We start from the raw sequence: 24,317 nt of genomic DNA on the forward strand, positions 1-24,317 counted from the left end.
TGGTGGGACCGCTCAGACGTGGGCGGCCGCCAGTGCCGCGCCTCGACGGGCCAGGTCGTCCCCCGTGAGCCCGGGCCACCCGTGCACCGGCGCCCACAGCGCTGACCGCACGGCCGTCGCACCCTCGCGCGCCCCCACGAGCGCACCCGCGATCGCCGCCACCGTGTCGGCGTCCGCGCCGCCGCGCACCGCGCACTCCAGCGCCGACCGCACGTATCCCGGCCCGTGCCCCGGCGTGCGCACGACCGCCGACCACGCCGCCCCGAACGCCTCCACGACCCACCCGTTCGCGGCGAACGAGGCCGGGCCGCGCTGCTCGGCGTCCGCGATCCGCGCCGCCCACGCGGCCCGCCGCTTCCCGGGCAGCAGGCCGAGCCCCACCCGGACGTCCGCCTCGCCGGTGAGCACCGCGTGCCGGACCGCCGCGCACCACAGCACGCACGCGTCACCCGCCTCGGGGTCGTGGTGCGTCAGCGCGCTCACCGCCCGCGCCGCCTCGACCATCGCCTCCACGTCGTCCAGGTGCGCCAGCGCCACCGGCGCCGTCCGCATCAGCGAGCCGTTGCCGCCCGACCGCCCGAACCGCTCGTGCAGCGCGTCCGCCGCCGCGCGGGCCGCCGCCGCCGTCGGCTCGTCCAGGACGTCGTCGAGCACCCGACGGGTCTGCGCGCCGACGTCCGCGGCGCTCCGCGACCAGGTGGCCCACCGCCCCACGAGCGCGTCGAGGCGGTCCACCAGCCGCACACCGTCACGCACCGCGTCCTCGGCGGTCTCCAGCACGGCGACCGCCATCTGCGTGTCGTCCGTCCACTCGCCCGGCGCCCACCCGAACGCCCCGCCCCCCACCAGGTCCACCGGCTCGTCGCCCCCGAGCGGCGGCCCGAACTCGTACGGCGCCCCTAGCGCGTCCCCGAACGCCTGCCCGAGCAGCACCCCTGCCGCCCGGTCCGCGACCTCTTCCGACCACACGATCCTGTCCACGGCGCGACACCGTAACGCCTGCCCCCGTGAGCCTCATGTTCCACGTGGAACAAAGGTGCTGGTCAGGGGCGTGAGCACGTGAACCTGGAGGTCAGCGCCCGCCCCGGCGCCCTCGTCGCCGCGCACGACCGACGCGGCGGAGACCCCTGCGGCCACGGCACCACCCCGCTCGCCGGTGCCACACGGGAGGCGTCGGCGGTGGTCCGCGCGCTCCGACCGGGTGCATGACGCCTGCGGCGGCGCGCGGCGGACAGGCGTCGTACGCTCCGGGCGATGAACGAGATCCTCGACGGCGCCCGGCTGCTCCTGAGCGGGTGGTCCTTCTGGCGGCGACGGCCCAGCACGATGGCCCTCGGGCTCATCCCCGCGGCGATCGTCGGGGTGCTCGTCGTGGCCGCCGTCGGCACCCTCGTGCTCAACCTCGGGCCGATCGGTGACTGGATGACCCCGTTCGCCGAGGACTGGACGCCCTTCTGGGAGCGGGTCGCCGAGATTGCCGCGCAGGCCGTGGTGCTCGCCGCGACGGTCGTGCTCGTCGTCGTGACCTTCACCGCCCTGACCCTGACCGTCGGCGAACCCTTCTACGACCGCATCTGGCGTGCCGTCGAGCTCGACGCGACCGGCAGCGTCCCCGCAGGTGACACCGGGTTCTGGCGCGGAGCCGTCGACGGGTTCACCCTCCTGGCGCGCGGCCTGCTCGTCGCGCTGATCGCCGGCCTGCTCGGGGTGCTCCCGCTGATCGGCACCGTGCTCGGCTGGGTCACCGGCGTCGCCCTCACCGGGTGGGTGCTCGCGCACGAGCTCACCTCACGCGCCCTCGTCTCCCGCGGGCTCGACCGCCGCACCCGCAACCACCTCCTGCGCCAGAACCGCAAGCTCGCCCTCGGCTTCGGCGCCGCCACCCAGCTGTGCTTCCTGGTCCCCGGTGGAGCCGTCGCGACCATGCCCGCCGCTGTCGCCGGCGCGACCCTGCTCGCGCACCGCCTCATCGGCACCGCACCCGCCGCCCCCGGCGGGCAGTCGTTGGGCGAGGACGCCGCGCGCTGACATGTCACCGGCTTCCGCGATTCGGCGCTGCGCGCGTCTTCGCAGGTCAGCGGATCAGCAGTCCGGTGGGCGTGGTGTGGCGGAGCAGAGCTGGGCGACGAGTCGGCTGGTGCGCTCCTCGATCGTGAACGGGTCGCTCGTCGTGGTGGTCTGCGCGGTGCCGTCGACATCGCGCCACTCGGTGGTGCCCTCGATGAGGTAGCGGCCCGACCACGTGGTCGTCAGCGTGATCGACGTGGTGCCGGGCGAACCGTAGACGTGGGCGGTGTCGTGGTCGGGCCAGGCGTGCCCGGGGCTGGTGGTCACGAGCGGCGCGGTGGCGTCGCCGAAGTCGTACGTGTAGGTCGTGGGGGTCGCCTCGACCTGGATGTCGTAGCCCAGCAGGTTCGTCGTCAGCGTCGCCGGCGTGGGGTCGGTCATCACCACCGTCTCCTTGTTGACCAGCACCCATCCCCGGTCCGGCTGGAGCGTCAGGACCGGTGCGGGGATGGGGAGGCGTCGGAAGTCCTCGGCGGTCAGCTCGGGCAGCAGGTCGGCCCCGCACCCGCCGACGTCGATCTGCACCCAGTTCCCCCACGCCGAGGCAGGGGTCGCGCGCTCCCGCCGCCACATGGGCAGCACGATCGAGTCCCCCTCGCATGCCGCCTGACCTGCGGCATCGATACCTGCCGGGCACGTCCCGTCGGCGTTCCCGACGACCCACATCCCCGCGGCTTCGCGGCAGGCCACGGTCCGCATGTACTCAAACAGCCGCTCAGCAGGCGCCACGACATCGTTGTCGCGCGACTCCTTCTCGGCTACTGCCGCATTCAGATGGATCGCGCGGCGATCGGTCGATACCTCTCCTTCAAGATCCCGGCCCGTGCTTACGGCTGACGCAATCAGTGAGATCACGACGGCCGCTCCGACCATTGTCCTCATCACGACCCCGGGGCCGCCGACACATCTACCTCTTCGACCCTCCACCCCGCATTCCAGGAGAGGGCAAAGTAGAGCTCATATCGGCCACCGTCGGACTCGGAGACGAGTTTGCCTTTCTCGTCAACTTCTTGAGAGGCTGGCTCATCAATAATGAGCGTCGCCGAGAACCATTCATCATCTGCGATCTCAACACCTACTGCCGACTCGACAGTGATGGCGTCACCGAGAGTCTCGTTCCCGGCGTCAGTCATGCGTTCGACGTCAGTGGCGCGACGCGCACAGAACTCGCATGTGTCCGAGCTCAGCTCATCCCATGGCTCCGTGTCTCCGGTGGCGTACATGTAGCTGTACGTGGACATGAAGTAATTCGCGGCGGCTGACGCGCCGTCGGCGCTGGGGGTGGACATGGCGTCCGGTCGCTCGGGCGGTGCAGTGGCCGAGTCGGTGGGCTCCGCTGACGGTGTGGCCGTCTCCGCCGGGGCCTGACTCGTCGCCGCGGTGGTAGCGGCGGGCGGCGTCGTGGTGCCGGGGGAGCAGGCGGTGAGGGCGGCGAGGAGCAGGGCTGCGGCGGGCACGAGGGCGCGCGGTCGTCGTCGTCTTCCGTCGGCTCGCATGCCGGGAACGTACCGGTTCGCCCGCGCTCCGCGGCGGCATGGAGCCGATCTGTGGACGGTGCGGGCACGGAGTTCACCAGTACGGGCGACACCGGGCGTGGCCGGTCGCGTGATCCGTCGGTCTACGCGAGCGGTCCGAGCATCTGCTGCGGGTCGTGGGGGCTGGCGAGCTTGGCTAGGGGTTCGAGCAGGCGCTTCTCCTCGTACCGGAAGTGCGTCTCAATCACGGCCTCGATGCCGTCGAGGTGACGGTGCAGGGTCGTGGTGTCGTGGTCGGCGTCGACGGCGCGCTGCAGCTCGCCCAGCAGGTGGGCGAGCATGTGGTGGTCGCGGGTCAGCTCGCGCAGGACGTCGGCGAGCTCGGGGTGTGCGGTCAGCAGCTCGGGGAACATCGTGTCGTCCTCGCGGCGGTGGTGACCGTCGAGCGCGGTGCAGAAGCCTGTGCAGAACAGGCGGAGGTCGGCGGACCGGGGCCCGTCGTCGTCGATCGAGTCACGGGCGATCTGCAGGCTCTGGCGGAGCCGGGTGTGGACGGCGCGGAGCCCGCGGTCCCAGGCGATCAGGCGGGTCGGTGGCATGGGCGACCGACGCTAGCCCCGTCAGCCGGCAGCGGGAAGGGCGGTCGGGATGAGGTACCGGCGGGTGGGTCGACCGTCGTCGCCGTCGACGACGTCCTGCAGGGCCCCGCCGCAGCCCTCGATCGTGCGGGCCGACGCCACGTTGGTGTCCGCGCAGGTGACCAGCGCCTGATCGATGCCGAGGGCCGCGCAGTGCACGAGTCCAGCGCGCAGCAGCGCGGTCGCGTGCCCCTGGCGTCGGTAGGCCGGGCGGACCGCGTACCCGATGTGGCCGCCGTACTGCGCGAGCCACGCGTTGAGCCGGTGCCGCACGCTCACGCGTCCGACGATCACGCCGTCGACGACCCCGACGAGGAACGTCGCCGGCACCCACCCCTCCGGCAGGTCGGTGCCGCGCGCCTCTGCGTCGAGCGCGGCGACCTGCTCCGCGAAGGGTCGGCCCCCGTGCCCGGCGAGGAACTCGAAGCCGTCGGCGGCGAGCTCGCGCTCCGCAGCGCGGACCTGGTCCTCGTCGCCGAGGGTGAGCGGTCGCAGGACGAGTCTGGAGGTGCCGGGCGTGGCGGTCATTGCCGCAGCCTGGCGGGCTGCCGCGGGAGCGGCTAGCGAATTGTGCGCCGCGACGGAGTCAGCCGTCGACGTCAGGCGGGGGTGTGCCGGGCAGCCCGCTCGTCGTCCACGGAGTCATGTCGCCCCAGGTGACGACGCTGACGAGGTCGCCGTCGGAGTCGCGGCCGAGGTAAGTGGGGTAGAGGCCGTCACCGCCACCGATGGGGAAGAGCACCGCATCGACCGGTCCGTCCAGCCAGCTGCGGCGGTGGGCGCACACGCCGTCGTCCCTGTGCATCGCCTCGACGCTGGGCTCGATCATCGCGAGAGCGTCCAGGGCACGGACCGCGTCGGCCGGGGCGAGGTAGCCACCGTCGCCGCCGTCGGTGAGGATCCACAGGTCGTCGGCACTCTCCCAGCGCGCGGGCTCGTCGGGCGAGATCTGCGCCTCGACGAACGTCACCCGACGCCCGGAGTACGCGCTGTCGAGCACCTGCAGGGTGATCGGGACAGTGACGGTCGTCGACGCCACCTGGATGTGGCCGTCCGCCCTGCCGTCGAACACCGCGCCGGCGGTGTCCACGCCCAGGAGACCGTCGACCAGCAGCAGGTCACCCGCGTCCTCCACCAGCAGCGGCCCGTCTCGCTGCGCCCACATCTCACCGTCGGTCCGCGGGTCGGCTGGTGCGTCCTGCGGCTGGAGGTGCGTGCGACTCGGGTCGGACGTGGCGCGCGGGCACGGCGTGAACGTGACCTCGTCGCTCACGCCACCGGGGCCGATGGTCGGCGTGACCTCCGGCATCGGCGGCGGAGCGCTGCTCAGGCCCGCACCGGGACTGCCCTGTGCGCACGCGGCCAGGGCGGCGACCAGCCCGACGAGCAGCCAGCCCTTCACCACGTGTCGCACCCCGCAAGGCCACCGCTGGCTGGTGTCGCCGGTCAACCGCCGTCAGGCTGACGGACCCGTGCGTCCACGTAGCAGGTGCCGCGCGGCGCTCCGCCTGGCAGGGTCGGGTTGTGCAGCGACGCACGGCTGAGGGGGATGCGATGACGCGGAGCGTCGGTGAGGGTGCGACGGTCGCCGATGAGGCGACCGCGCTCGTCGGGAGCTCGCGCAGGGTGCCCACCGCGCGCCGGCCGAACCCGGCGCGCGACAGCCACCCCGGGTGGGTGCTCGCGAGACCGGGGCACGCGCCGGACGGGGAGCAGGAGACGTGAGACCCGGGGGAGCAAGCACGGTTCTGGCGTTGTGGGAGCCGCTGAAGAAGAGCGCTTGGCCGCTGGCCAAGAAGGCTGCCGTCACGATCACGGCCTATCTCGCGACCCATCCCGAGGCGCAGGAGCGTCTTGCGGGCGTCGGCAGGCGCCTCACGGACGTCCAGAAGGCGCGCACGCCCGAGGGCCGGATCCGGCGCGGCCTGGCGCCGATCCGCGAGCATGCGCACGAGGTCGTCGACGCCACTGGCGACAGCCCTGCCGCGGTCCAGGCGCAGAGCTGGTTGCTGCGTGCCGATCACATCGAACGGGCGCTCGGGATCCTCGAGCACCGGCCACGGTCGGAACGCAAGGAGGGCCTCGCCACGGTCGTCGGGATGACCGACGCGCTCACGGCGGAGGTCCTGCTCTCCCTCATCCCGCCTCCGACGGCTGTCGACGACCAGCACGATGGCGAGGTCACGCGCGAGTAGGACTCGTGCAGGGCGTCGGAAGGTCGAGCGGCGCGTCGGTGGCAGGGTGAGGGTGAGCATCTGCGCGTCTGCCTCGACCAAGGGCGGGGACCGCCTGGCACCTGCGGCAGCCCGTGGGTGAAACGCCGTGGATCTGCGCGGGATCGGGCGGTGCGTCCAGCACGATGCCCAGGTGGCGATCAACTTCACGCTGGCACCGGTGCGGGACGTCGACGCCGACGTCGACCCGATGCGGCGCACGTGGACGGGCTGGGACCCGGCGCGGTCGGCCGCGGAGCTGTGGGAGGCGAACCGGGGGATCTGGCCGCTGAGCGACGAGCGGCTCGTGGGGCAGCGGTACGCGACGTTGTCGTTCGAGGGGTGCGTGCAGGTGGTGGCGCTGATCGACGGCGTGGAGGTGCACGTCGCGGGGACGTCGCCGATGAAGGCGTTGACGGGGCAGGTGCTGACGGCGGACCACCCGGTGGCGCTGGCGCTGCTGGGGCGGCCGGTGCCGGAGGGTGACGACGCCGTCGTGACGCTGGAGACGGAAGACGTCGAGCGGGCGGCGGCTGCGCCGACGGCGCCGGTGCTGCGGGCGGCGGCGGATGCGCCGCGGGCGGGGTTCCTGCTGACGTACGACCCGGACCGGTGGGAGTGGTCCGAGGGCGGGGTGCTCGCGGCGGCGGAGGCGACGGCGCACGGGCGGCTGTACAAGGCGCAGTGGTCGACGGGCAGCCGCTCGGCGGGGATCACGCCGGGGGACCGGGCGTTCCTGCTGCGTCAGGGGGCGGGGCCGCGGGGCGTGGTGGCGAGCGGGGTGTTCCGCTCGGGGGTGGTCGAGCTGCCCGGCGGTGAGCGCCCGGGGGAGCGGCACCACGCGCTCGTGGACTGGGACACGGTGCTGGGCGCGGAGGACGTGCTGCCGCTCGAGGTGCTGCAGGCGCGGGTGCCGGCGGGGGCGTGGACGCCGATGGAGAGCGGGCTGCAGGTCTCGCCCGACGCGCTCGTGGGCCTGGAGGCGCTGTGGGCGGAGCACCGCACGTCGACGGTGGTGGCCGACCGGGCGCGGGCGGGCCGGGGGCGCGAGCCGGCGCCCGCGCGGCGCCGGGCCGTCGAGGATGCCGCGTGGGAGCGGCTGGTGCGGCACTTCGTGGCCGACGGGTGGCAGGTCGAGGACACGCGCACCACCCAGCCGTACGACGCGGTGGCCACCCGCGGCCCGCAGGCCCGCTACCTGACGGCCACCGGCACGCAGACCGCCGCGGACCACGTGCTGGTCACCGAGGAGGAGATCGAGCACGCCCGCGCCCACCCGGACGCGTGCGTGCTCGGCGTCCTCGCGGGCGTGGTGCTCGACGAGGCCGGTGACGCCGTCCCCGGCACGGGCCACCTGCGCGTGCTCCCGTGGGACCCGGACGCCGGCACGCTCACCCCCGCGACGTACAGGTACACGCCGCCTTCCCCATGACGCGGGAGCCCGAGGGGCAGCATCCGGGTTTCTCGCGCTTAACGCGGTGATATCGTCGCGCTATGCGGACGATCGCGCCTCCGTTGGCACCTTTCCTCCGGTCGGCCGTGCAGGGAGAGATCCTCGCCCTGCTCCTTCTGCGCCCCGAGACGTCGCTCACCATCGCGGACATCGTCCGCGAGACCGGTGGCACGCCGACGGTCGTCCACACCGAGGTCTCGCGGCTCGTCGAGTCGGGTGTGCTGACCGACACGCGGGTCGGCCGTGCGCGCCTCGTCCGCGCGAACCCGGACTACCCGCTGCTGCGCCCGTTGACCGAGATCGTCGCGGCGACGTTCGGGCCGGTCCCCGTGCTCGGGGCCGCGCTCACCGGCGTCGCCGGGATCCGCGAGGCCTACGTCTACGGCTCGTGGGCGGCGCGCGCGGCCGGGGAGCCGGGTCCGTTGCCGCGAGACGTCGACGTCCTCGTGGTCGGCGATGCCGACCGTGCGGCGCTCAACGAGGCGGCCGCTGCGGCCGAGGAGACGCTGCGCGTCCCGGTCAGCATCACCAAGGTCGCCGCGTCGGCGTGGGGCGACGCCACGGAACCGTTCCTCCGGACGGTCCGGTCGCGTCCCCTCGTGCGTCTCGACGTCGCGACGGTGGGCGCGTGATCGCGCGGTGGACCGCCGGACGCGGTCAGGTCGACGCCCTCCTCGTTGCCCGTCGGATCGAGCGTGTCGCCCCGAGCCGGGAGCTGGCGGACCTGATGGTGGCGCAGGCGCGTACCCATCTCGCCACGGCTGAGCTCGTCGCCGCGTCCGATCCGGCGGCAGCCTTCCAGACGACGTACGACGCGGCACGCAAGGCGCTCGCGGGCGTGCTCGCCAACCAGGGTCTGCGCGCCACGGGTGCGCCCGGTGCGCACGCGGTGCTGCTCGAGGTCGCGCTCGCACAGCTCGACCCGCCGCTCGGCCGCACCCTGAGGCACTTCGACTGGATGCGTCGCACGCGCAACGGTACGGAGTACCCGTCGCTGGACACGCCGTCGGTCACGGAGGAGGACGTGCGGGACGCGATCCCCCTCGCGACGGCGATCGTCGACCTCGCGGAGCGGGTCATCCCGACGATGCCCGTGTACTGATCCCACCGTGCTGGCCGTGCCTACGGGGCTTCCTGCACCGTCGGGTCGAGCTGGGTGACGAGGGTGTTGTAGTCGTCGACCATCGCGGTGACGCGGGCCTCCTCGGCGGCGAGCTCCGCCTCGGCGGCCGCGAGCGGTGCGGCGCGCGCGGCCAGGTCGGCGTCGTCGCGGGCGAGCAGCGCGCGGGCGGCGGCGAGCGTCGTCGCGGCGGGCGCCATGGGCAGCTCGGTGCCGTCGTGCCATGTCCACGAGAGCAGCACGCGCTCGCGCTGCGCGGGTGCCAGGGCCGCGACCTCGGCGTCCTTGGCGTCGAGGAGCTCGCGGTACGCCTGGACGGTCGCGGTGTCGGCGGCGTGCTGCGCGCGGGTCTGCGCGTTGGCGGTGTACCGCTGCTCGAACCCCTCCTGCGCGGCCGTGATCTCGGCCTCGAGGTCGTCGAGCCGCCCCGTCCAGGCGGTGTGCACCCCGACGAGCGCGGCCCGGTCCGCGACGAACCGGGCGTAGATCCGCTCCAGCTGCGGGTCGAGGCCGCCGTCGCGCCACACCTGCGTGCCGACGTACGCGAAGTGCTCGGTGGCGGTCGCCTCGGGGTGGTCGCCGACGGACCCGGCGATCTGCTCGTGCACGGGGTCGGCGGGGTCGAGGGACGCGACCTCCACGGCGAGCAGCGCGGTCGCGACCGTCTGCTCGTCGCGGGTCAGCGTGTCCCACGCGGCGTGCAGCACCTCGTGCGCGACGGTCTCGACGACCGAGCCGTGCAGCCGCTCGTCGTCCGGGCGGTAGACGACGATGCTGCCGTCGTCCGGCCAGTAGCACCCGACCGTGCCGTCGGCCTGGGGCGTCGCGGACGCCCCCAGCCAGCCCCGGTCGTCGCACCGGCCGGCGAAGTCCGCGGCGCCGAGCAGCTCGGCCTGCGACAGGTACAGCAGGTCACGGCCCGCGTCGGTGAGGAACGCCTCGTCGCCGAGGGCCACCAGCGCGGGCGTCGGGGCGGGGATCCGCGGGGCGTTGATGCCACGCACCGTCACACCGGCGGCCGTCAGCACGTCCGGGGCGAGGGTGACGCCGACCACGCCGACGAGCGCGACGACGACGAGGGCGATGACGGCCCGCGCGGTTGCACCGAGCCCGTCGCGGCGCGGCGGTGGCGGTGGCGTGCTCCAGCCGACCGGCACGGCCTGCCCCGTGGCCTCGTCGCGCACCCACTGCGGCACCCGGCCCGTCGGGGACCGCGGAAGGTCGTCGCTCGGCACGCTCACCCGTTCTCGATCGTCCCGCCAGGCCCCGTGCTTGAGGCCCGTCCACGTTCGCACACGTGCGCCGCACCACGGGCCCGCCGCGGCCCGCCACGCCGCACGACGGCGACGAAAGGTGTTGGCCGCCCGCCCCGCCCGGGCGCACCCTGGAGGTCCGCCCACGAAGGAGGCGACCATGCCCGCTCCGAGCACCACCCGCACCCGCACGATCCTCGTCACCGAGCCCGAGCGCCGGCAGGCCGCCGCCGTGCTCGCGGCCGGCGGGACGGGCGTCGTGGACCGCTGGGTCGCGCACGACGGCGGCGTGGCCGTGCCTCTGCCGGCGATGCTCGGCGCGCTGCTCACGCAGGTGCTCGCATCCGTCGCGGCGGGCGAGACCTTCTCCGTCGGCACCCTGCACGGCGACGTCCCGCGCGACCTGGCGGCCGACGTCGTCGAGCTGCACACCGCCCGCACCCGGCGCGACCGCACCGTCGACGCCGCCCTGCGCGCCCTGACCGACCCGCCCGCGGACTGACCTCAGGGCGCGCGCATCGGCAGCACCGTCGTCGCGGGCGGGGCGTCGGTCACCAGGCGGGCGTGGGTCTCGACGTCGTACCGGACGCCGTCGTAGCGCAGCTTGGCCCGCTCGAGGCCTTCCGCGACGAAGCCCGCGCCGGTGGCGACCCGGCACGACGCCGGGTTGTTGACGCGGTGCGCGAGCTCGAGCCGGTGCAGCCCCAGCGTGCCGAACGTCCACGCCGCCACCGTCGCGACCGCCGCGGTGGTCAGGCCCCGTCTGCGGCCTGCCGTCGCCGTCCAGTACGACACCCACGCGGTGTCGTGCGTGCGTTCGACGTGCGTGAGAGCGACCGTCCCGACGGCCCGGTCCGCCACGGTGACCGCGAGCACGTACGCCGCCGGCCCCCACCGCGTCAGGTGGTCGTGCAGCCGGGAAGCGACCTCCTCGTCGCGCGGGTCGGCGGGCAGGTCGAGCTGGCGGGGCAGGTCCGCGCTGGAGCGGACGGCGTCGATGAGCGCGGGCAGGTCGTCGTCGCGCCAGGGGCGCAGCAGCACGTCGGAGGGCACTCGCCCGACCGTACGGCTGCCCGCTCCACCCGTCACGGCCGATTCGCCGGCCGGTGGATCAGGCTGCGGGCGGGTCGCCAGATGCGGGAGCGGCGAGTGCGTCGAGGCACAGCGTCGCGGCCGTGACGACGTCCGCCGCGATCACCGCCGCGGGCGTCCGATCCCCCTCGAGCACTCGCTGAGCGGCGTACACGTCGGCGGCGTCGGTCTCGACCAGCCGCCGGAGCGCGGCGCGGAACGAGCCCAGGTGGTCGACGGTCTGGCGCTGCGGGACGGCCCGCAGCATGGTCCGGGCCAGTGCTTCCGGCCCGCCGGCCGTGCTGTGGAGCAGCACGAAGGCGAGGTCGTAGACGTCCTTGGCGGCGCTGCGCCCGAGGAGCGCCGCCGACTTCGTCAGGAGGTACCCGCCGAGGCCGGCGAACGGCACGGTCACGGTCGACGGGTCGTCGCCGGTCAGGCCGACGGCCGCGCGGTCCTCGGGCGAGACCGGCAGGTCGCGCCTGACACGGTCGTCGCCCACGCCGCCCGGCCCGGCCACGTTCATCGCGGTGAGCGCGTCGCACCCGGGCAGGGCGATCTGGCGGCCGGGGCTGTCCAGGGCGTCGCAGAGGACGTCCAGCCGGACGGCGGCGCCCGCGACGTGCGCCGCCCACTGCCACGCGATGTCGTCCCGCACCGGGGTGAACCCCGCGCGACGCAGACCGGCCTCGAGCCACCCGAAGGTCAGGTCGTCGCGGTCGTAGACGACCCCGACCTCGAGGTAGAGGTCGACGTCGGCGGTTCCGCGGTGCGGCGGCGTCACCGGCTCGGTGAGGAAGGGCGGGGTGAGGCCGCCGACGACGGTCAGGTCGTCGGTGCGGCCGTCGAGGGCCAGGAGCAGCCGGACCAGTGCCGACCGGGCGAGGTCGCTCGTGCGGTACGGGCGCATCAGAAGCCGATCCGGGTGGTGCGCAGGTGCTCGGCTGCGTCCTCGCCCCGGACGCCGGACGTCAGGAGGTCGGCGTACAGCCGGACGTCGCTGACGATCGGGACACCGTGGTCGAGGTGCGAGGTGCGCAGGGTGAGCCGCTCGGGCGCGACGAGCACGACGCGTGCCGCCTCGTCGTCAACGGTCCGCAGGCCTGCGGCGCGCAGGAGCGAGGTGCGGTCCTGGCCTTGGGTGTCCTGGGCCGTGAGGTAGATCTCGACGGGCCCGACGGGATCGGCGAAGGCCGCCCGCCGGGCGGCCGCAGCCCAACCGGTCAGTGCCCACGACTGCGTGGGCCACACGGTCGTGAGCCGGTCGAGCCAGGTGTCGACGTCCCCGACGAGGGCATGGGTCGCGACGCGACGGCGAGGTCGCCCGCTGGACCACGCCGACCACGCGTCCAGCAGCGCACCCGCGTCCGCGACGAGACGGCGAGCGCCGGCGCCGCGGCGCGGGCCCTCCTTGGTCGTCCACCCCTCGTGGTCGAGGGTGGTCAGCGCCCGGGACGTGGCCGCGGGCGAGAGCCCGACCATGGCGGCTGCTGCGCGCACCGGGGGGACGGGCTCGCCCGGGGGCCTGGTCAGCAGGAGCTCTGCGACGTCGGCGGTGGCGGTCGTCCAGCCTGCCTGCGCCGGTCGGGCCTGCGGCGTCGGCGGGAGGTCGCGTGCGACCACGAGCCCGGACGGTGTCGACAGGCGTGCGCTGCCGTCGGTCTGGACCCACGCGACGCCCGCTGCCTGCAGGTCGCGCCGGGCGCCGGGCGACAGCCTGCGGGCCACGACGACGATGACGGCACCGGCCGTGGGGTCGGCCGTGCGCAGCGCGTTCCGCACGTCGCGGGGGAATCCGGCACCCGCCCACACGGGCGCGAGGCGCGTGGTCCGACCGTGGGACGTGACCGTGACGTCCGTGCCGTCGACGCCTGCCTCCGCGTCCTGCGGCAGCGACTCGGCGAGCACGCGGAGGACCGCGTCCCGAGGATCGTCTGTTCGCTCTGGCATATTGTTCACTGTAACAGTGAACAATTCATTGCCGTAGACAACACCGCCGACGAGGGGCCGGGTGTGCCGGTGACTACGATCGCCGCGTGCTGCTGCAGAACCACCCCGGGGACCGTGCCTTCCCCGTGGGCGTGCACCCGGGCAGCGGACGGCGCGTGCGCGAGGCCCGCCGCGGCACGCCCGCCGACCGGGCGCGCACGCTCGGCGCCGTCGTCGTCGCGGTGCTGCTCGTGCTCGCGGCGCTCGTCGCCGAGCCGTGGGTGCTGCCGCTCGTCGCGCCCGACGGGCTCGCCGACCCCGGGTTCCTGCTGGCCGCGCTCGTGCTCGTGGCGCTGCTCGCGGCGGCCGTGCGCACGGTCGCGGGCGTCGCCGACTGGTCGCTGCCGCGGCGCGAGCAGCAGCACTACCTGCGCGCCGGCCGGGTCCCGCCCCTGACGCTGCGCCAGCAGCAGCTCCTGGCCCTCGACGCGCTCGCGGACTACCAGATCGGCGCGTGGAACCACTCGCTGGAGCACTGGCCGTGCGAGGTGCGCCTGGCCGGGCGTGCGCCTGACCCGTCGCGCGGCCGCGGCCCGTACCTGACGCTGCCGCTGCACCGCACGGCCGTCCTGCGCGGTGCCATGGACCGCGACCACAAGGTCGCCGGCACGGACGCGGTGCTCGACGCCCTGGGCCGGGCGTTCCTCGACCGCAGCGTCAGCCTGCCGTTCGTCGACGCCCTCGGCGGGCCCAGCCGGGACGAGGTCCTCACGCGGGTCAGCGCGCTGACGGGGCTCACGCGCGAGGAGGTCGCGGCCCGCGGCGTGCCGGCGGAGCCGGACGTGCCCGCCCGGCTGCTGTGGGCCAAGGACGTCATGCTCACCGTCGCATTCGCGCGCCTCGCGTGGATGGCGGGGTACCTCACGGAGGAGCAGGCGTGGGCGCACGTGGAGCGCGCCGGCGACGTCGCGTTCACGCTGTTCTCGTCGTGGCAGGAGTACTGGGACGAGGTGCGCCTGGGCCACGCGTTCACGGAGGACGCGCTGGGTGCGGTGCAGGCGTACGACGCGGTGATCGCGGACTACCGGTCCTCGCGCTGGCCGTCCAAGGCCCTGCCCTGGCCTGCGCCCGGTGACGCCGACGCGCTGCCCGACAGCGTGCGGCTCATGCGCGTGACGGCCCCCGGCGAGCGAACTCCCTGACGCTGTCCCTGCCCGACCAGGTCGCCCGTCCTTGTCGCGGCGTCGTCGTCGACGCGTGACGATGGACCGCGACGGACGCGACGCAGGGGGGCGACGTGCGACGGAGGGCGACGACGAGGGCACGGCACCGGGCTGCCGTGTGTGCAGCGGCGGTGGCGGTCGTGCTCCTCGGCGCGGGGCCGGCGACGGCGGGTCCGCCCCGGGCGGCGGGCCCCGACGTCGTGTGCTCCGCAGGCGCGCCGCCCCCGCCGGTCGTCGCCGGCGACCTCCTGCTCGGTGCCGGGTGCGAGGCCGTCGGCACCCGCGTGGACGGCGACGTCCGCGTGGCGCCGGGCGTCGGGTGGGCGGCGCTGCAGGACGTCGCGGTCGGCGGGTCCGTGCACCTGGGGCGCACCACCGACGTCTCGGTGGTGGGGGCGCAGGTCGGGGCCGACGTCACGCTCGACGCCCCCGGCAACGCCTACCTGGAGCGCGTGACGCTCGACGGCGAGCTGCGCGGGACGGTGGGGCGCGCGCTGTGGGTCGTGCGGTCGGTGGTGCACGGGCCGGTGCGGCTCGACGCCCCCACGCGCGCACCGTCGGCCGACCTCTGGCTGCGGGGGTCGTGGTTCGGCGGCTGGGTCTCCCTGGTGGGCGGGCAGCCGCGGCTCCTCGGGTCGACCCTCGCGCAGGGGACCACCCTCACCCGCCCGCTGCTAGTGGAGGTGTGCGGCACCCGCACGGGCGCGTCCGTCCTCGTCCAGCGGGCCCAGGGGCCGGTGCGGCTGGGCGGCCCGGTGCACCTGGGCCGGTGCGTGCCCGGTCCGGCGCGGACCCCCGCCACGGTCGGCGGCTCGGTGCGGCTGCTGGAGAACGCGGCACCGGTCACGGTCGCCGAGCTGGTCGTCGCGGGCGACCTGGTGTGCGAGGGCTCCGCACCGCCGCCGACGGTGGTGCGCACCGTCGTGCGGGGCGCCCGGTCGGGGCAGTGCGCATGAGCGTGCGGGGCGCCCGTCGCGCGGCGGGCGTCGTCCTGGCCCTGCTGCTCGTCGCGGCGGGCCCGGGTGCCGCGTCGGCCGCGCCCACGCAGGTCTGCGAGCAGGGCGTCACCCCGGTCTCGCCCGCCCCGGGGGACGTCGTCGTCGCCCAGGGGTGCGTCGCGCCCGGGCTGGTCGTGCGCGGCGACGTGCACGTGCTCACGGGCGTCGAGGACGTGACCCTCGCCGGGCTCCGGGTCGACGGCGACGTGCACGTGGCCCCGTCGGTGAGCTGGTTGCAGGTCGAGGACGCGCGCGTGGGCGGCGACGTCGTCCTCGCGCGCAGCGGGCTCGTCGTGCTGCGGCAGGTCGAGGTCGCCGGTGACGTGCGGATGGACGGGCCGGGCACCGTCGCGGTCGAGGACTCCACGGTGCGCGGCGACGTGCACGGGCAGATCGCGTCCTTCGGGGTCTGGCGCTCGCGCCTGTTCGGCGGGGTCGACCTCGTCGCGACCGACGGCGAGGACACGGCGACCGCACACCTGCGGGGCACGTGGGTGGGTGGCTGGGTGCAGCTGCGCCACGGCCGGCCGTCGTTCGTGGCGTCCACGTTCGCCGGCGGCGTGCGCCTCGTCGACGTGCGCGGGGGCGAGGTCTGCGCGTCGTCCGTGGGCACCGACGTGGAGCTGGTCGGCGTCCGGGGCGAGCCGGAGGCGCTGCGGCTGGGCGGGCGGGCGCTGAACGGCTCCTGCGCGGGCGGGCCGACGGTCAACCCGGTGCGCGTGGCGGGGACGGTGCGCGTGCTGGACGGCACCGGGCCGCCGGTCGTGCTGGACGCGCTGCGGGTCGGGTACCACCTCGGGTGCACCGGCAACGCGGCCCCGCCGACGCTCGGGGACGTGGTGGTCCTCGGCACGCGATCGGGCCAGTGCGCGTGAGCGCGTCCCGGGCCGGTCAGGCGGTCGCGTCGCCGCCCGGCTGGTCCGTGCCGTCGGCCTCGTCGGCCGTCTCCCGGCCCAGCGACCACCACGGCCGCCGGCCGCCTGACGACGACGCGGTGCGGACCACGCGCAGCGCGTCGCGCACGCCGAACTGGGACAGGCGCGGCGGCAGCACGTGCAGCAGCTCGGGCAGGCGGTGCGGGGCCACGACGGGGACGCCGTTGATGACCACGGGGATCGGGCCGGTGGGTGCGCAGAGCACGGCGCGTACGGCGGAGCGGTGCCGGGGCGGCAGGGTCGCGGTGATCGCGGCGGCGGCCTGCGCGACGCGTTCGACGGCGGCGGACCGCCCGTAGCCGCTCTCGCGCAGCAGGCGGGAGGTCATGGTGCCGTGCCGCGACGCGACGACGACGATGCCCGCGGGGCCGACGGCGACGTGGTCGACGACGGCGTGGGGCCGGTCGGGCCACGGGAGGTCGTGCAGCAGCGTCCAGCCGTCGTCGGCAAGGGTGTCGAGGGTGCGGGCCACGAGCTGCGACGCGTCGTCGTCCGGCGCGCCGCCGGGGGTGGGGAGCGTGCCGGAGGGGCGGGGGTCGCCCGTCGACGCGGACGGGGCGGGGCCCGACGCGGTGAGGGGGCCGGCCGCCGGGCCGGTCTCGGGCTCAGGGGTGCGGGCGTGCCGGGGTGCGCGCCCGTCGGTGCCGTCCGTCTCCCGCATGACCATGCCTCGGGGATCGGCCGACGACCCCGGCGGCTGGAGGATCGGGGGCGGGTGATCACACGCGTGCCCCGCGCACATCACCCGTCCGAGCCCGGCGGCCCGGCCGGGGCCTGCGCCGCGACCGGTGCGGCACGCCGTGGGACGCGTCGGGTGTGACGCACTGGGCATCCGTCGACCGGCGGAAAGGACTTCACTCCGCCCCGTGTCGTATCGATACGATCGTCAGGAGCCGCGACCGGCACGACCGGCCACCGCGACACCCCCAGCCCCGTCCCTCCGATTCCGGAGACCCTCGTCATGCCCAAGGTCCTCACCGCCGGTCGCCCCTGGCACGTCATCCTGCTCTTCGCCGTCCCCCTGCTCGTCGGCAACGTCGTCCAGCAGCTCTACCACGTCGCCGACGCGATCGTCGTCGGCCGCGTCCTCGGCGTCGACGCTCTCGCGGCGGTCGGTGCGACGGGGTCCCTGCTGTTCCTCCTGCTCGGCTTCGCGTGGGGCATGACCTCGGGCTTCGCCATCCCGACGGCGCAGGCCTTCGGTGCGGGCGACCTCGACGGGGTCCGCCGCTCGGTGGCCGCGGGCACGATGCTCACGGCCGCGACGAGCGTCGTGCTGACCGTGGGGGCGCCGCTGCTCGCCGGGCCCGCGCTGCGCGCGCTGCAGACCCCGGCCGAGCTGCTGCCCATGGCCACGACGTTCGCGGTGGTCAGCTTCCTCGGCGCCAGCGCGATCATGTTCTTCAACTACCTGTCCGCGATCGTCCGCGCGATCGGCGACTCCCGCACGCCGCTGATCTTCCTCACGCTCGCGTGCGTGCTCAACGTCGTCCTCGTCGTGGTCGCCGTGCCGTGGCTCGGCATGGGCGTGGCCGGGGCCGCGCTCGCGACGATCGTGTCCCAGGCGGTCTCCGTGGTGCTGTGCCTGGAGTACGTGCGCCGGCGCGTGCCGGTGCTGCACGTGCGCCGCGCCGACTGGCGGGCCGCGCGCGCCGACCTGGGCCGCCACCTGCACCTGGGCCTGCCGATGGGGTTCCAGGCGTCGATCATCGCGATCGGCACGCTGGCCGTGCAGGTGCGGCTCAACGAGCTCGGCTCCGACGCCGTCGCGGCCTACACCACGGCGGCGCGCGTCGACGGGCTCGCGGTCGCGCTGCTCGCGTCCCTCGGCCTGGCGGTGTCGATGTTCGTCGCGCAGAACCACGGCGGCGGGCGCCCGGACCGCATCCGGGCCGGTGTGGTGCAGGCCTCGTGGATCGCCGTGGGCGGCTCGGTGCTGCTCGGGGCCGTGCTCGTCGCCGCCGGCGCGCCCATCGTCTCGGCGTTCGTGGGGCCGGGGGAGGAGCGCGTGGTCGCGATGGCCGCGCACTTCCTGCTCGTCAACGGCGCCCTGTACGTGGTGCTCGGCGTGCTGTTCGTGCTGCGCGGCGCCCTGCAGGGCCTCGGGCACACGGTGGTGCCGACCGCGACGGGCGTGGTCGAGCTGGTGTGCCGCGTCGGCGCCGCCGTGGTGCTCGGCGCCGCGTACGGCTACGACGGCGTGGTCTGGGGCAACCCGCTGGCGTGGATCGGCGCGGTGGTGCTGCTGGTGCCCGCGTACGTGCGCGCGCAGAAGAAGCTCGACCTCGCGCCCGTCACCGGCGGGGACACCCCGGAGACGTTCGTCCTCGAGGGCCCCGCGCAGGGCTCGGCCGTGCTCGACACGGTGGTGCCCGACGTCGACGCGGTGCGTGCCGACCCCGGTGCGACGCCGTGGGACGACGACCCGGCCGACCCGCGCTGGGACGTGCCCGCGGAGGAGGGACGGGGCGTGCCCGCGCAGCGGTGCGCCGACCCCGAGGAGCGGCTCTCGCGCGACCGCACGACGGGCTGAGCCCGTGCGCGTCACGCGACCGCGTGACGCGGCGGGGGACCTGGACGCACGTTCGGGTGACCGGGCGGCGTGTCGGCACCGACACGCCGCCCGGTGCGGCCGGGTCCTGTGGACGGCGGCGGTGCCGGGCCGTCCGCGGCTGGCACCCTGTGCGGGCCGCAGGCGCGTCGCCGCGGCACCCCCAGCGTGAGGAGCCCCGTCCGTGAGCACCCCTGAGCCGGGCTCGCCCGAGCAGCCCCCGGCCCCGGCGGTCCCGCCGCCGCCCCCGGGGACGGCGGACGACGGTCCCGCGGCACCTCCGCCCTTCGGCACCCCGGGCCTCTACTCGATGCCCTCGCCGTACGGCCCGCCGGCCGCGGCACCCGCCCCGCCGCCCGAGCCCGTCGCAGCCCCGTCCGGCCCCGTGCCGCCGTCCGGCTCCGAGCAGCCGACGCCCCCCAGCCCGCCCGGCGGGTTCCTTCCTCCGGCCGTCGCCGGGGTCCCGCCCGTGCCGGCGCCGTACGGCACCCCGGCCGCCGGCGCCCCCGCGGGCCCGTACGCGGCACCGCCCGCGGGCCCCTACGGAGCTCCGCCCGCAGGCCCCTACGGGGCCCCGCCGCCCGGGTACGCCGGCGCCCCGGCCCCGCGGTCCGGCCCGCGCGCCGGGCTGGCGATCACCGCGCTGGTCCTGGCGGTGCTCGGCCTGCTGCCCGCGTGGATCCCGTTCCTGCAGTACGTCGGCGCCCTGCTGGCCCTCGTGGCCCTCGGCCTCGGCATCCCCGCGCTCGTCGGTGCCGTGCGCGGCACGCGCGGCGGCAAGGGCGTCGCGATCGCCGCGCTCGCGGTCTCGCTGGTCGCGCTGCTCGTGGTCGGCGTGACGCACGTGGCCTACGCCGGGATCCGCCAGGACTTCGTCGACGGCTTCACCGAGGGCTGGACGGGTGCCGGCTCCGACGTCGACCCGTACGACTACCCCGGGCTCACCGACCCGACCCCGGACGGGCCGCCCGCCGACCCGGTCGAGGTCGTCGAGGTCGCCTTCGGCCAGGAGGTCTACGACGAGACGTCGTGGTGGTACGCGGTCGTCGTGGACAACCCGAACCCCGAGCACTCCTTCCCGTACGGGACCTTCGAGATCCAGGCGCTCGCGGCTGACGGCACGGTGCTCGCGACCGACGACGCGTACTCGACGGTGCTGCCCGGCCGGTCGGCGCTGACGGGCGTGCTCTACGAGATCGGCGACACCCCGGTCGACCGCCTCGAGGTCGTGACGCCCGACCCCGTCGAGGCGGAGCACGCCACCGACCTGCCGACGGTCGAGGTGTCGGACGTGACGGCCGTCTCGGACGAGATCTTCACGACCGTGACCGGCACGGTCACCGTGACGGGCGCCGACGACCCGAGCGTGCTCTACCTGCGGGTCGTGGTGCTGGCGCGGGCGCCCGACGGCACGGTCGTCGGGATGGCCACGGGCTACGTGGACTCGCTGCCGGCGGACGGCACGGGGGAGTTCGAGGCCACGTTCTACGACGTCATGGCCGAGGGCACCACGTACGAGTCCTTCGGGAGCCCGTGACCGGTGCGGCACCGGCGCGGGCCCGGCACGACCTCGCGGTCGTCCCGGGCCCGCGCCGCATCGGGAACTTTCGCGCGCAGGGTGCCGCCCCGCCGGGCCCGGGCCGCGATGGCGCCGTGCTCAGGCGCGGCGGCGCAGCGCCAGGGTCGCGCCCGTCACCGAGGCGGCGCACCAGACGAGCAGCACGACGAGGGACCGGCCCGGCATCGTGAACTCCTCGGGGGCGAGGCCGGCGCGCACGAGCTGGGCCATCGGCTCGATCGGCAGCCACTGGTGGGCCTGCGCCAACCAGTCCGGCATGCGCTCGGCCGGGTAGGACACCGGCGAGAACAGCAGCACGACGAACACGAGCGCCTGCGTGAGCAGCTGCGCCAGGGCCGGCGCCAGCAGCGAGGCCATGGCGTACCCCACCGCGGCCGCGGTCAGCGAGACGAGCACGGACGCGGGGACGACCCACCACGCGGGCGTCAGGGTCAGGTCGAACCGCAGGGCGCCGGTGACGACGCCCAGCACCATGCCGGGCAGGGCGAGCAGCGTCCACACCGTCAGGTCCGCGACGAGGAACGCGCTGCGCGGCACGGGCAGGGTGCGCATCCAGTCCAGGCTGCCCTCGACCCGTGCCTGCGACAGCAGCTGCGGGGTCACCACCAGCCCGATGGTCACGAGCGTGATGGTCGGTGCGCCGGTGGCCAGGTACAGGGCCGTGCGCGGGTCGGGGTCGCCGACGAGCAGCCCGTACCCGATGACGGTGGTGACCGCGAGGAACACCTGCACGACGACCATGAGCGGCAGGAACTGGGCCTGCCGGCGCAGCTGCCACTGCACGAGCAGGCCCGTCTGCTGCACGGCGTCCCACCCCGGGCGGTGCGTGGCGGTGCGCGCAGGAGCGGCGGTGGGCGTCAGGGTGCTCATGCGGCGTCCTCCTGCGGGGCGGGTCGCGACGGGTCGGCGGGGTCGTGGTGGTCGGCGCGGCGCACGTCGCCGACGAGCGCGACGTAGACGTCCTCGAGCGACGCCGGTGTCAGCGCGTACCGCTCGAGCCGCCCGGCCTCGACCTCGGCCTGCGCCCACGCCACGACGTCGGCGGCGCGGGCCGCGGGAACGGTGCCGGCCTCCCGCAGGCGGCCGGTGCTGGTGACCTGCACGGCGGGGTGCCAGGTCAGCGCGGTGCCGGGCGCCACGTCGACCTCGACGGTCAGCGACCCGCGCAGCGCCGCGGTGAGGCCGGCGGGGGTGTCGGACGCGAGGACGACGCCGCGGTCGAGGACCGCGAGGTGGTCGACGACCCGCTCGGCCTCGCGGACGTTGTGCGTGACCAGCAGGACGCCGTGACCGGCGTCGGCCAGGCCCCGGATCTGCTGCCACAGCAGGCGCCGCCGCACGGGGTCGACGTCGTTGGTGGGCTCGTCGAGGACCACCAGGCGGCCGGGGCGCACCGCGGTCATGGCGAAGGCGGTCAGGCGGGCGATGCCGCCGGAGACCTTCTCGGCCGGGGTGTCCGCCCAGGGGCCCAGGTCGAGCGCGTCGAGCAGCTCCTCGGTCCGGCGTCGCACGGCGGCGCGGTCACCGCGGCGGATCCGCCCGACCAGCTCGATCGCGCGCCGGGGGGTCAGGCCGGTGATCGGCACGTTGGCCTGGGCCTGCACGGTCGCGGCGCGGCGCGCGAGGTCGGGGCGGGCCACGGCGTCGACGCCGTCGAGCGTGATGCTGCCGGAGTCCGGCCGCACGATGCCCACCACCTGGTGCACGAGCGTGGACTTGCCGGCTCCGTTGTGACCGAGCAGCCCGACCACCTGACCTGCGGCGACGTCGAGGTCGATGCCGTCGTTGGCCTGCACGCCCTGCCGCCCGCGGTACCGCTTGCGCAGCCCGCGGACGGTGAGCACGTCGTCCGTGCCCATGTCCCACCTCCTGGAAGTTCCGACCGGTACGTGCCCGACCGTAGAGCCGCATACCGCTAGGTATCAAGAGGATGTTCCGATCGGTACGCGCGCCGGGTACCGATCGGTATGGTGCTCGGCTACGCTCGGCGCATGGCCCGCGACACCGACGACTCCCTCAGCGCCGCCACCCGCGCGCTCGCGGACGCGACCGCCCAGCTCACCCGCCTGCTCGGCGAGCAGGCCCGCCAGGTCGTCCCCGAGGTCTCCGAGACCATCGCCGCGAGCCTGCGCGAGGCGTCGCGCGGCCTCGCCGAGGCGTCCGAGGGCGTCGCGCGCGCCACCGGCGGCTCGCGCGCCGACGAGCGGCGCCGCGCGAAGGTCGAGCGCACCCGCGCCGACCTGCTCGCCGCGGCCGCCCGCGTCATCGCCGAGAAGGGGTACGAGGGCGCGTCCGTCGGCGACATCGCCGCCGCCGCCGGGTACACCAAGGGCGCCCTGTACGCGCACTTCGCGTCCAAGGAGGAGGTGTTCCTCGCGCTGGCCCGCGAGCAGCTGGACCTGAGCATCGACGCCCCCGACGCCACGATCCCCGGCGTCAGCGTCGACGGCGTCGACCAGGACGCCGTCGCCGACTGGCTGTGCGGCACCCAGGACGACCCCCGGGTCCTGCTGTCGCTGGAGTTCCTGGCCTACGGCCTGCGTCACCCCGACGCGTCGAGCGACCTCGCCGAGCTGCACGTGCGCTCGCACGAGGTGCTCGCCGACCAGGTCGCCGAGGTGCGCCGCGCCCGGCAGGGCGACGCCGCCGAGCCCGGCACCACGCAGGACGACTACGACACCGCGCTCGCCGTGATCTCGGTGCTCAACGTCGCCGCGCTCGAGGGCCGCCTGACCGGGTCCGAGCGCCTCTCCCCGCGGGCCGCCGCGCGGGTCATCGCCCGTCTCCTCGGCTGAACGCCCGGCCGCAGCAGGGCCGGCCGCAGCAGGGCCGGCCGGAGCCGTCCCGCCGCGACCGGGCCCGCCGGGCTACTCGCACGCGGTGCCGTCGCCGTCACCGTCCATCTCGGCGCGGTAGCCGGGCTCGCCCTCGTGCAGCGGCGCCGCCCCCGCCTCGCGGGCGTCGGCGCACGTCGCGTAGTGCACGTCGTCCCCCGTCGTGCCGGCGTCGGCACCCTCCGGCCACCACGACGCGTCCGACGTCGGCAGCGGCTCGTCCGGGCACGTGCTCAGCACGTCGACCATCGCGTCCCGCTCGGCCGACGTCACCCAGACGTCGTACGTCTGCTTCACCGCGACCTGCCGCGCGACGTACCCGCAGCGGGCCGCGCGGTTGGGCGGCAGCCACGTCGCCGTGTCGCCCGCGCCCTTGGCGTTGTTCAGCGGCCCGTCGACGGCGAGCAGGTTCATCGGGTCGTTGCCGAACGCCTCCCGGGTCGCCTCGTCCCACTGCTGGGCGCCCTTCTGCCACGCGTCGGCCAGCGCGACGACGTGGTCGATCTGCACCTCGCTCGACGTGGCCTGCCCCCGCGTGAAGGCGATCTCCTCGCCGGAGTACGGGTCCTGCAGGGTGCCCGAGGCGACCACGCAGTCCCGGGTGCCGGCCTTGTACGTCACGTCGTCCAGGTCGCGCGCGAGCACGTCGTTGCGGGCGTCGCAGCCGTTCTCGTCGACGTCGGCCGAGCCGTACGAGAACAGCTCACGGTCGTACCCCGTCATGGGGGCGCGGCCCTTGACGGTGAGCTCACGGGCCGCGGCGAGCGCGCTGCCGGCGGCCCCGGTGGGGTCCTGCCCCGTGGTCGTGGCGCCCAGCGCCGGGTCGCAGGCGGTCAGGCCGAGCACGGCGAGCACGACGACGAGCGCGCGCGACGCGGCCGGGGGACGGACGGGTGACGGTGCGGAGGGGGAGGTCACAGGCACGAAGTATCCGGGCTGGGACCCACGCGCGGGGGGTCGACGGCCGCCCGGGTGCCG

General features: G+C 75.5%; 26 protein-coding genes. 12 read left to right on the forward strand and 14 right to left on the reverse strand.

What is annotated here, in order from left to right:
• Positions 1-12: 12 nt before the first annotated feature.
• A complete protein-coding gene (locus BKA21_RS11795; RefSeq protein ID WP_239072839.1) occupies positions 13-981 on the reverse strand; it encodes an ADP-ribosylglycohydrolase family protein in 969 nt (322 codons plus the stop codon).
• A 273-nt stretch (positions 982-1,254) separates the two neighbouring features.
• On the opposite strand from BKA21_RS11795, the gene BKA21_RS11800 reads away from it, so the two are divergent.
• Entirely contained in the window at positions 1,255-2,028 is a 774-nt protein-coding gene (locus BKA21_RS11800) for an EI24 domain-containing protein (RefSeq protein WP_140459306.1), read from the forward strand.
• Between the two features lie 54 nt (positions 2,029-2,082).
• Here the strand turns inward: BKA21_RS11800 and BKA21_RS11805 are convergent, their stop codons facing one another.
• From BKA21_RS11805 to BKA21_RS11825, 5 genes are all read right to left on the reverse strand, one after another.
• A complete protein-coding gene (locus BKA21_RS11805) occupies positions 2,083-2,640 on the reverse strand; it encodes a hypothetical protein (RefSeq protein ID WP_239072852.1) in 558 nt (185 codons plus the stop codon).
• 308 nt (positions 2,641-2,948) lie between these two features.
• Positions 2,949-3,563: a DUF6318 family protein gene (locus tag BKA21_RS11810; protein ID WP_179625361.1), complete on the reverse strand. Its 615-nt coding sequence runs from the start codon at positions 3,561-3,563 to the stop codon at positions 2,949-2,951.
• A gap of 122 nt (positions 3,564-3,685) precedes the next feature.
• A complete protein-coding gene (locus tag BKA21_RS11815; RefSeq protein WP_140459308.1) occupies positions 3,686-4,141 on the reverse strand; it encodes a hemerythrin domain-containing protein in 456 nt (151 codons plus the stop codon).
• Between the two features lie 21 nt (positions 4,142-4,162).
• On the reverse strand, positions 4,163-4,708 hold the full coding sequence (locus BKA21_RS11820) for a GNAT family N-acetyltransferase (protein WP_140459309.1): 546 nt from the start codon (positions 4,706-4,708) through the stop codon (positions 4,163-4,165).
• Positions 4,709-4,766: 58 nt separating this feature from the next.
• On the reverse strand, positions 4,767-5,585 hold the full coding sequence (locus BKA21_RS11825) for a hypothetical protein (protein ID WP_140459310.1): 819 nt from the start codon (positions 5,583-5,585) through the stop codon (positions 4,767-4,769).
• 349 nt (positions 5,586-5,934) lie between these two features.
• Here BKA21_RS11825 and BKA21_RS11830 point away from each other — a divergent pair, with 349 nt between their 5' ends.
• The 4 genes from BKA21_RS11830 (at position 5,935) to BKA21_RS11845 (ending at position 8,948) form a co-directional block, all read left to right on the forward strand.
• Entirely contained in the window at positions 5,935-6,375 is a 441-nt protein-coding gene (locus BKA21_RS11830) for a hypothetical protein (RefSeq protein WP_140459311.1), read from the forward strand.
• Between the two features lie 172 nt (positions 6,376-6,547).
• Positions 6,548-7,825, forward strand: a complete 1,278-nt coding sequence (locus tag BKA21_RS11835; protein ID WP_140459312.1) for a hypothetical protein — start codon at positions 6,548-6,550, stop codon at positions 7,823-7,825.
• Between the two features lie 107 nt (positions 7,826-7,932).
• Entirely contained in the window at positions 7,933-8,478 is a 546-nt protein-coding gene (locus tag BKA21_RS11840; protein ID WP_203793451.1) for a winged helix-turn-helix transcriptional regulator, read from the forward strand.
• Positions 8,475-8,948, forward strand: coding sequence for a HEPN domain-containing protein (locus BKA21_RS11845; protein WP_140459314.1), 474 nt, complete (start codon positions 8,475-8,477; stop codon positions 8,946-8,948). Before BKA21_RS11840 ends, BKA21_RS11845 begins: the two co-directional genes overlap by 4 nt.
• A 20-nt stretch (positions 8,949-8,968) precedes the next feature.
• Here the strand turns inward: BKA21_RS11845 and BKA21_RS11850 are convergent, their stop codons facing one another.
• Positions 8,969-10,207, reverse strand: coding sequence for a hypothetical protein (locus BKA21_RS11850; protein ID WP_140459315.1), 1,239 nt, complete (start codon positions 10,205-10,207; stop codon positions 8,969-8,971).
• A 172-nt stretch (positions 10,208-10,379) separates the two neighbouring features.
• Between BKA21_RS11850 and BKA21_RS11855 the strand changes: the two genes are divergently transcribed.
• Positions 10,380-10,721 (forward strand): hypothetical protein, encoded by a 342-nt coding sequence (locus BKA21_RS11855; protein WP_140459316.1) that lies wholly within the window; start codon positions 10,380-10,382, stop codon positions 10,719-10,721.
• Between the two features lie 2 nt (positions 10,722-10,723).
• Here BKA21_RS11855 and BKA21_RS11860 read toward each other — a convergent pair whose 3' ends face one another.
• From BKA21_RS11860 to BKA21_RS11870, 3 genes are read right to left on the reverse strand one after another with little or no spacing between them, the layout of a single operon-like run.
• Positions 10,724-11,272, reverse strand: a complete 549-nt coding sequence (locus BKA21_RS11860; protein ID WP_239072838.1) for a GNAT family N-acetyltransferase — start codon at positions 11,270-11,272, stop codon at positions 10,724-10,726.
• Positions 11,273-11,330: 58 nt separating this feature from the next.
• The gene (locus BKA21_RS11865) at positions 11,331-12,200 is read right to left on the reverse strand and encodes a hypothetical protein (RefSeq protein WP_140459317.1); all 870 of its coding nucleotides are present in this window, start codon (positions 12,198-12,200) and stop codon (positions 11,331-11,333) included.
• Positions 12,200-13,240, reverse strand: a complete 1,041-nt coding sequence (locus BKA21_RS11870; RefSeq protein WP_140459318.1) for a type IV toxin-antitoxin system AbiEi family antitoxin — start codon at positions 13,238-13,240, stop codon at positions 12,200-12,202. The genes BKA21_RS11865 and BKA21_RS11870 overlap by 1 nt, the downstream gene beginning before the upstream one ends.
• A gap of 86 nt (positions 13,241-13,326) precedes the next feature.
• Here BKA21_RS11870 and BKA21_RS11875 point away from each other — a divergent pair, with 86 nt between their 5' ends.
• The 3 genes from BKA21_RS11875 to BKA21_RS11885 all read left to right on the forward strand — a co-directional run bounded on the left by BKA21_RS11875 (position 13,327) and on the right by BKA21_RS11885 (position 16,315).
• Positions 13,327-14,421, forward strand: coding sequence for a DUF1266 domain-containing protein (locus BKA21_RS11875; protein ID WP_140459319.1), 1,095 nt, complete (start codon positions 13,327-13,329; stop codon positions 14,419-14,421).
• A gap of 152 nt (positions 14,422-14,573) precedes the next feature.
• A complete protein-coding gene (locus BKA21_RS11880; RefSeq protein WP_140459320.1) occupies positions 14,574-15,398 on the forward strand; it encodes a hypothetical protein in 825 nt (274 codons plus the stop codon).
• The gene (locus tag BKA21_RS11885) at positions 15,395-16,315 is read left to right on the forward strand and encodes a hypothetical protein (protein ID WP_140459321.1); all 921 of its coding nucleotides are present in this window, start codon (positions 15,395-15,397) and stop codon (positions 16,313-16,315) included. The genes BKA21_RS11880 and BKA21_RS11885 overlap by 4 nt, the downstream gene beginning before the upstream one ends.
• 16 nt (positions 16,316-16,331) lie before the next feature.
• Here the strand turns inward: BKA21_RS11885 and BKA21_RS11890 are convergent, their stop codons facing one another.
• Positions 16,332-17,042 (reverse strand): nuclease-related domain-containing protein, encoded by a 711-nt coding sequence (locus BKA21_RS11890; protein ID WP_170209025.1) that lies wholly within the window; start codon positions 17,040-17,042, stop codon positions 16,332-16,334.
• Positions 17,043-17,336: 294 nt separating this feature from the next.
• On the opposite strand from BKA21_RS11890, the gene BKA21_RS11895 reads away from it, so the two are divergent.
• Both BKA21_RS11895 and BKA21_RS11900 read left to right on the forward strand, forming a co-directional pair.
• Positions 17,337-18,908, forward strand: coding sequence for an MATE family efflux transporter (locus tag BKA21_RS11895; RefSeq protein WP_140459323.1), 1,572 nt, complete (start codon positions 17,337-17,339; stop codon positions 18,906-18,908).
• Between the two features lie 202 nt (positions 18,909-19,110).
• Entirely contained in the window at positions 19,111-20,463 is a 1,353-nt protein-coding gene (locus BKA21_RS11900; protein ID WP_140459324.1) for a hypothetical protein, read from the forward strand.
• 120 nt (positions 20,464-20,583) lie between these two features.
• On the opposite strand, the gene BKA21_RS11905 is transcribed toward BKA21_RS11900, so the two are convergent.
• The gene (locus BKA21_RS11905) at positions 20,584-21,375 is read right to left on the reverse strand and encodes an ABC transporter permease (protein ID WP_140459325.1); all 792 of its coding nucleotides are present in this window, start codon (positions 21,373-21,375) and stop codon (positions 20,584-20,586) included.
• The gene (locus BKA21_RS11910) at positions 21,372-22,364 is read right to left on the reverse strand and encodes an ABC transporter ATP-binding protein (RefSeq protein WP_140459326.1); all 993 of its coding nucleotides are present in this window, start codon (positions 22,362-22,364) and stop codon (positions 21,372-21,374) included. The genes BKA21_RS11905 and BKA21_RS11910 overlap by 4 nt, the downstream gene beginning before the upstream one ends.
• A gap of 132 nt (positions 22,365-22,496) precedes the next feature.
• Here BKA21_RS11910 and BKA21_RS11915 point away from each other — a divergent pair, with 132 nt between their 5' ends.
• A complete protein-coding gene (locus BKA21_RS11915; protein WP_170209026.1) occupies positions 22,497-23,300 on the forward strand; it encodes a TetR/AcrR family transcriptional regulator in 804 nt (267 codons plus the stop codon).
• A 72-nt stretch (positions 23,301-23,372) separates the two neighbouring features.
• Here BKA21_RS11915 and BKA21_RS11920 read toward each other — a convergent pair whose 3' ends face one another.
• Positions 23,373-24,257 carry a GmrSD restriction endonuclease domain-containing protein gene (locus BKA21_RS11920; RefSeq protein WP_239072837.1) on the reverse strand — a complete coding sequence of 295 codons (885 nt, stop codon included), beginning with the start codon at positions 24,255-24,257 and terminating at the stop codon, positions 23,373-23,375.
• Positions 24,258-24,317 lie beyond the last annotated feature (60 nt).

It is taken from the genome of Cellulomonas oligotrophica (genome assembly GCF_013409875.1).
GTDB classification, from domain to species: Bacteria; Actinomycetota; Actinomycetes; order Actinomycetales; family Cellulomonadaceae; genus Cellulomonas; species Cellulomonas oligotrophica.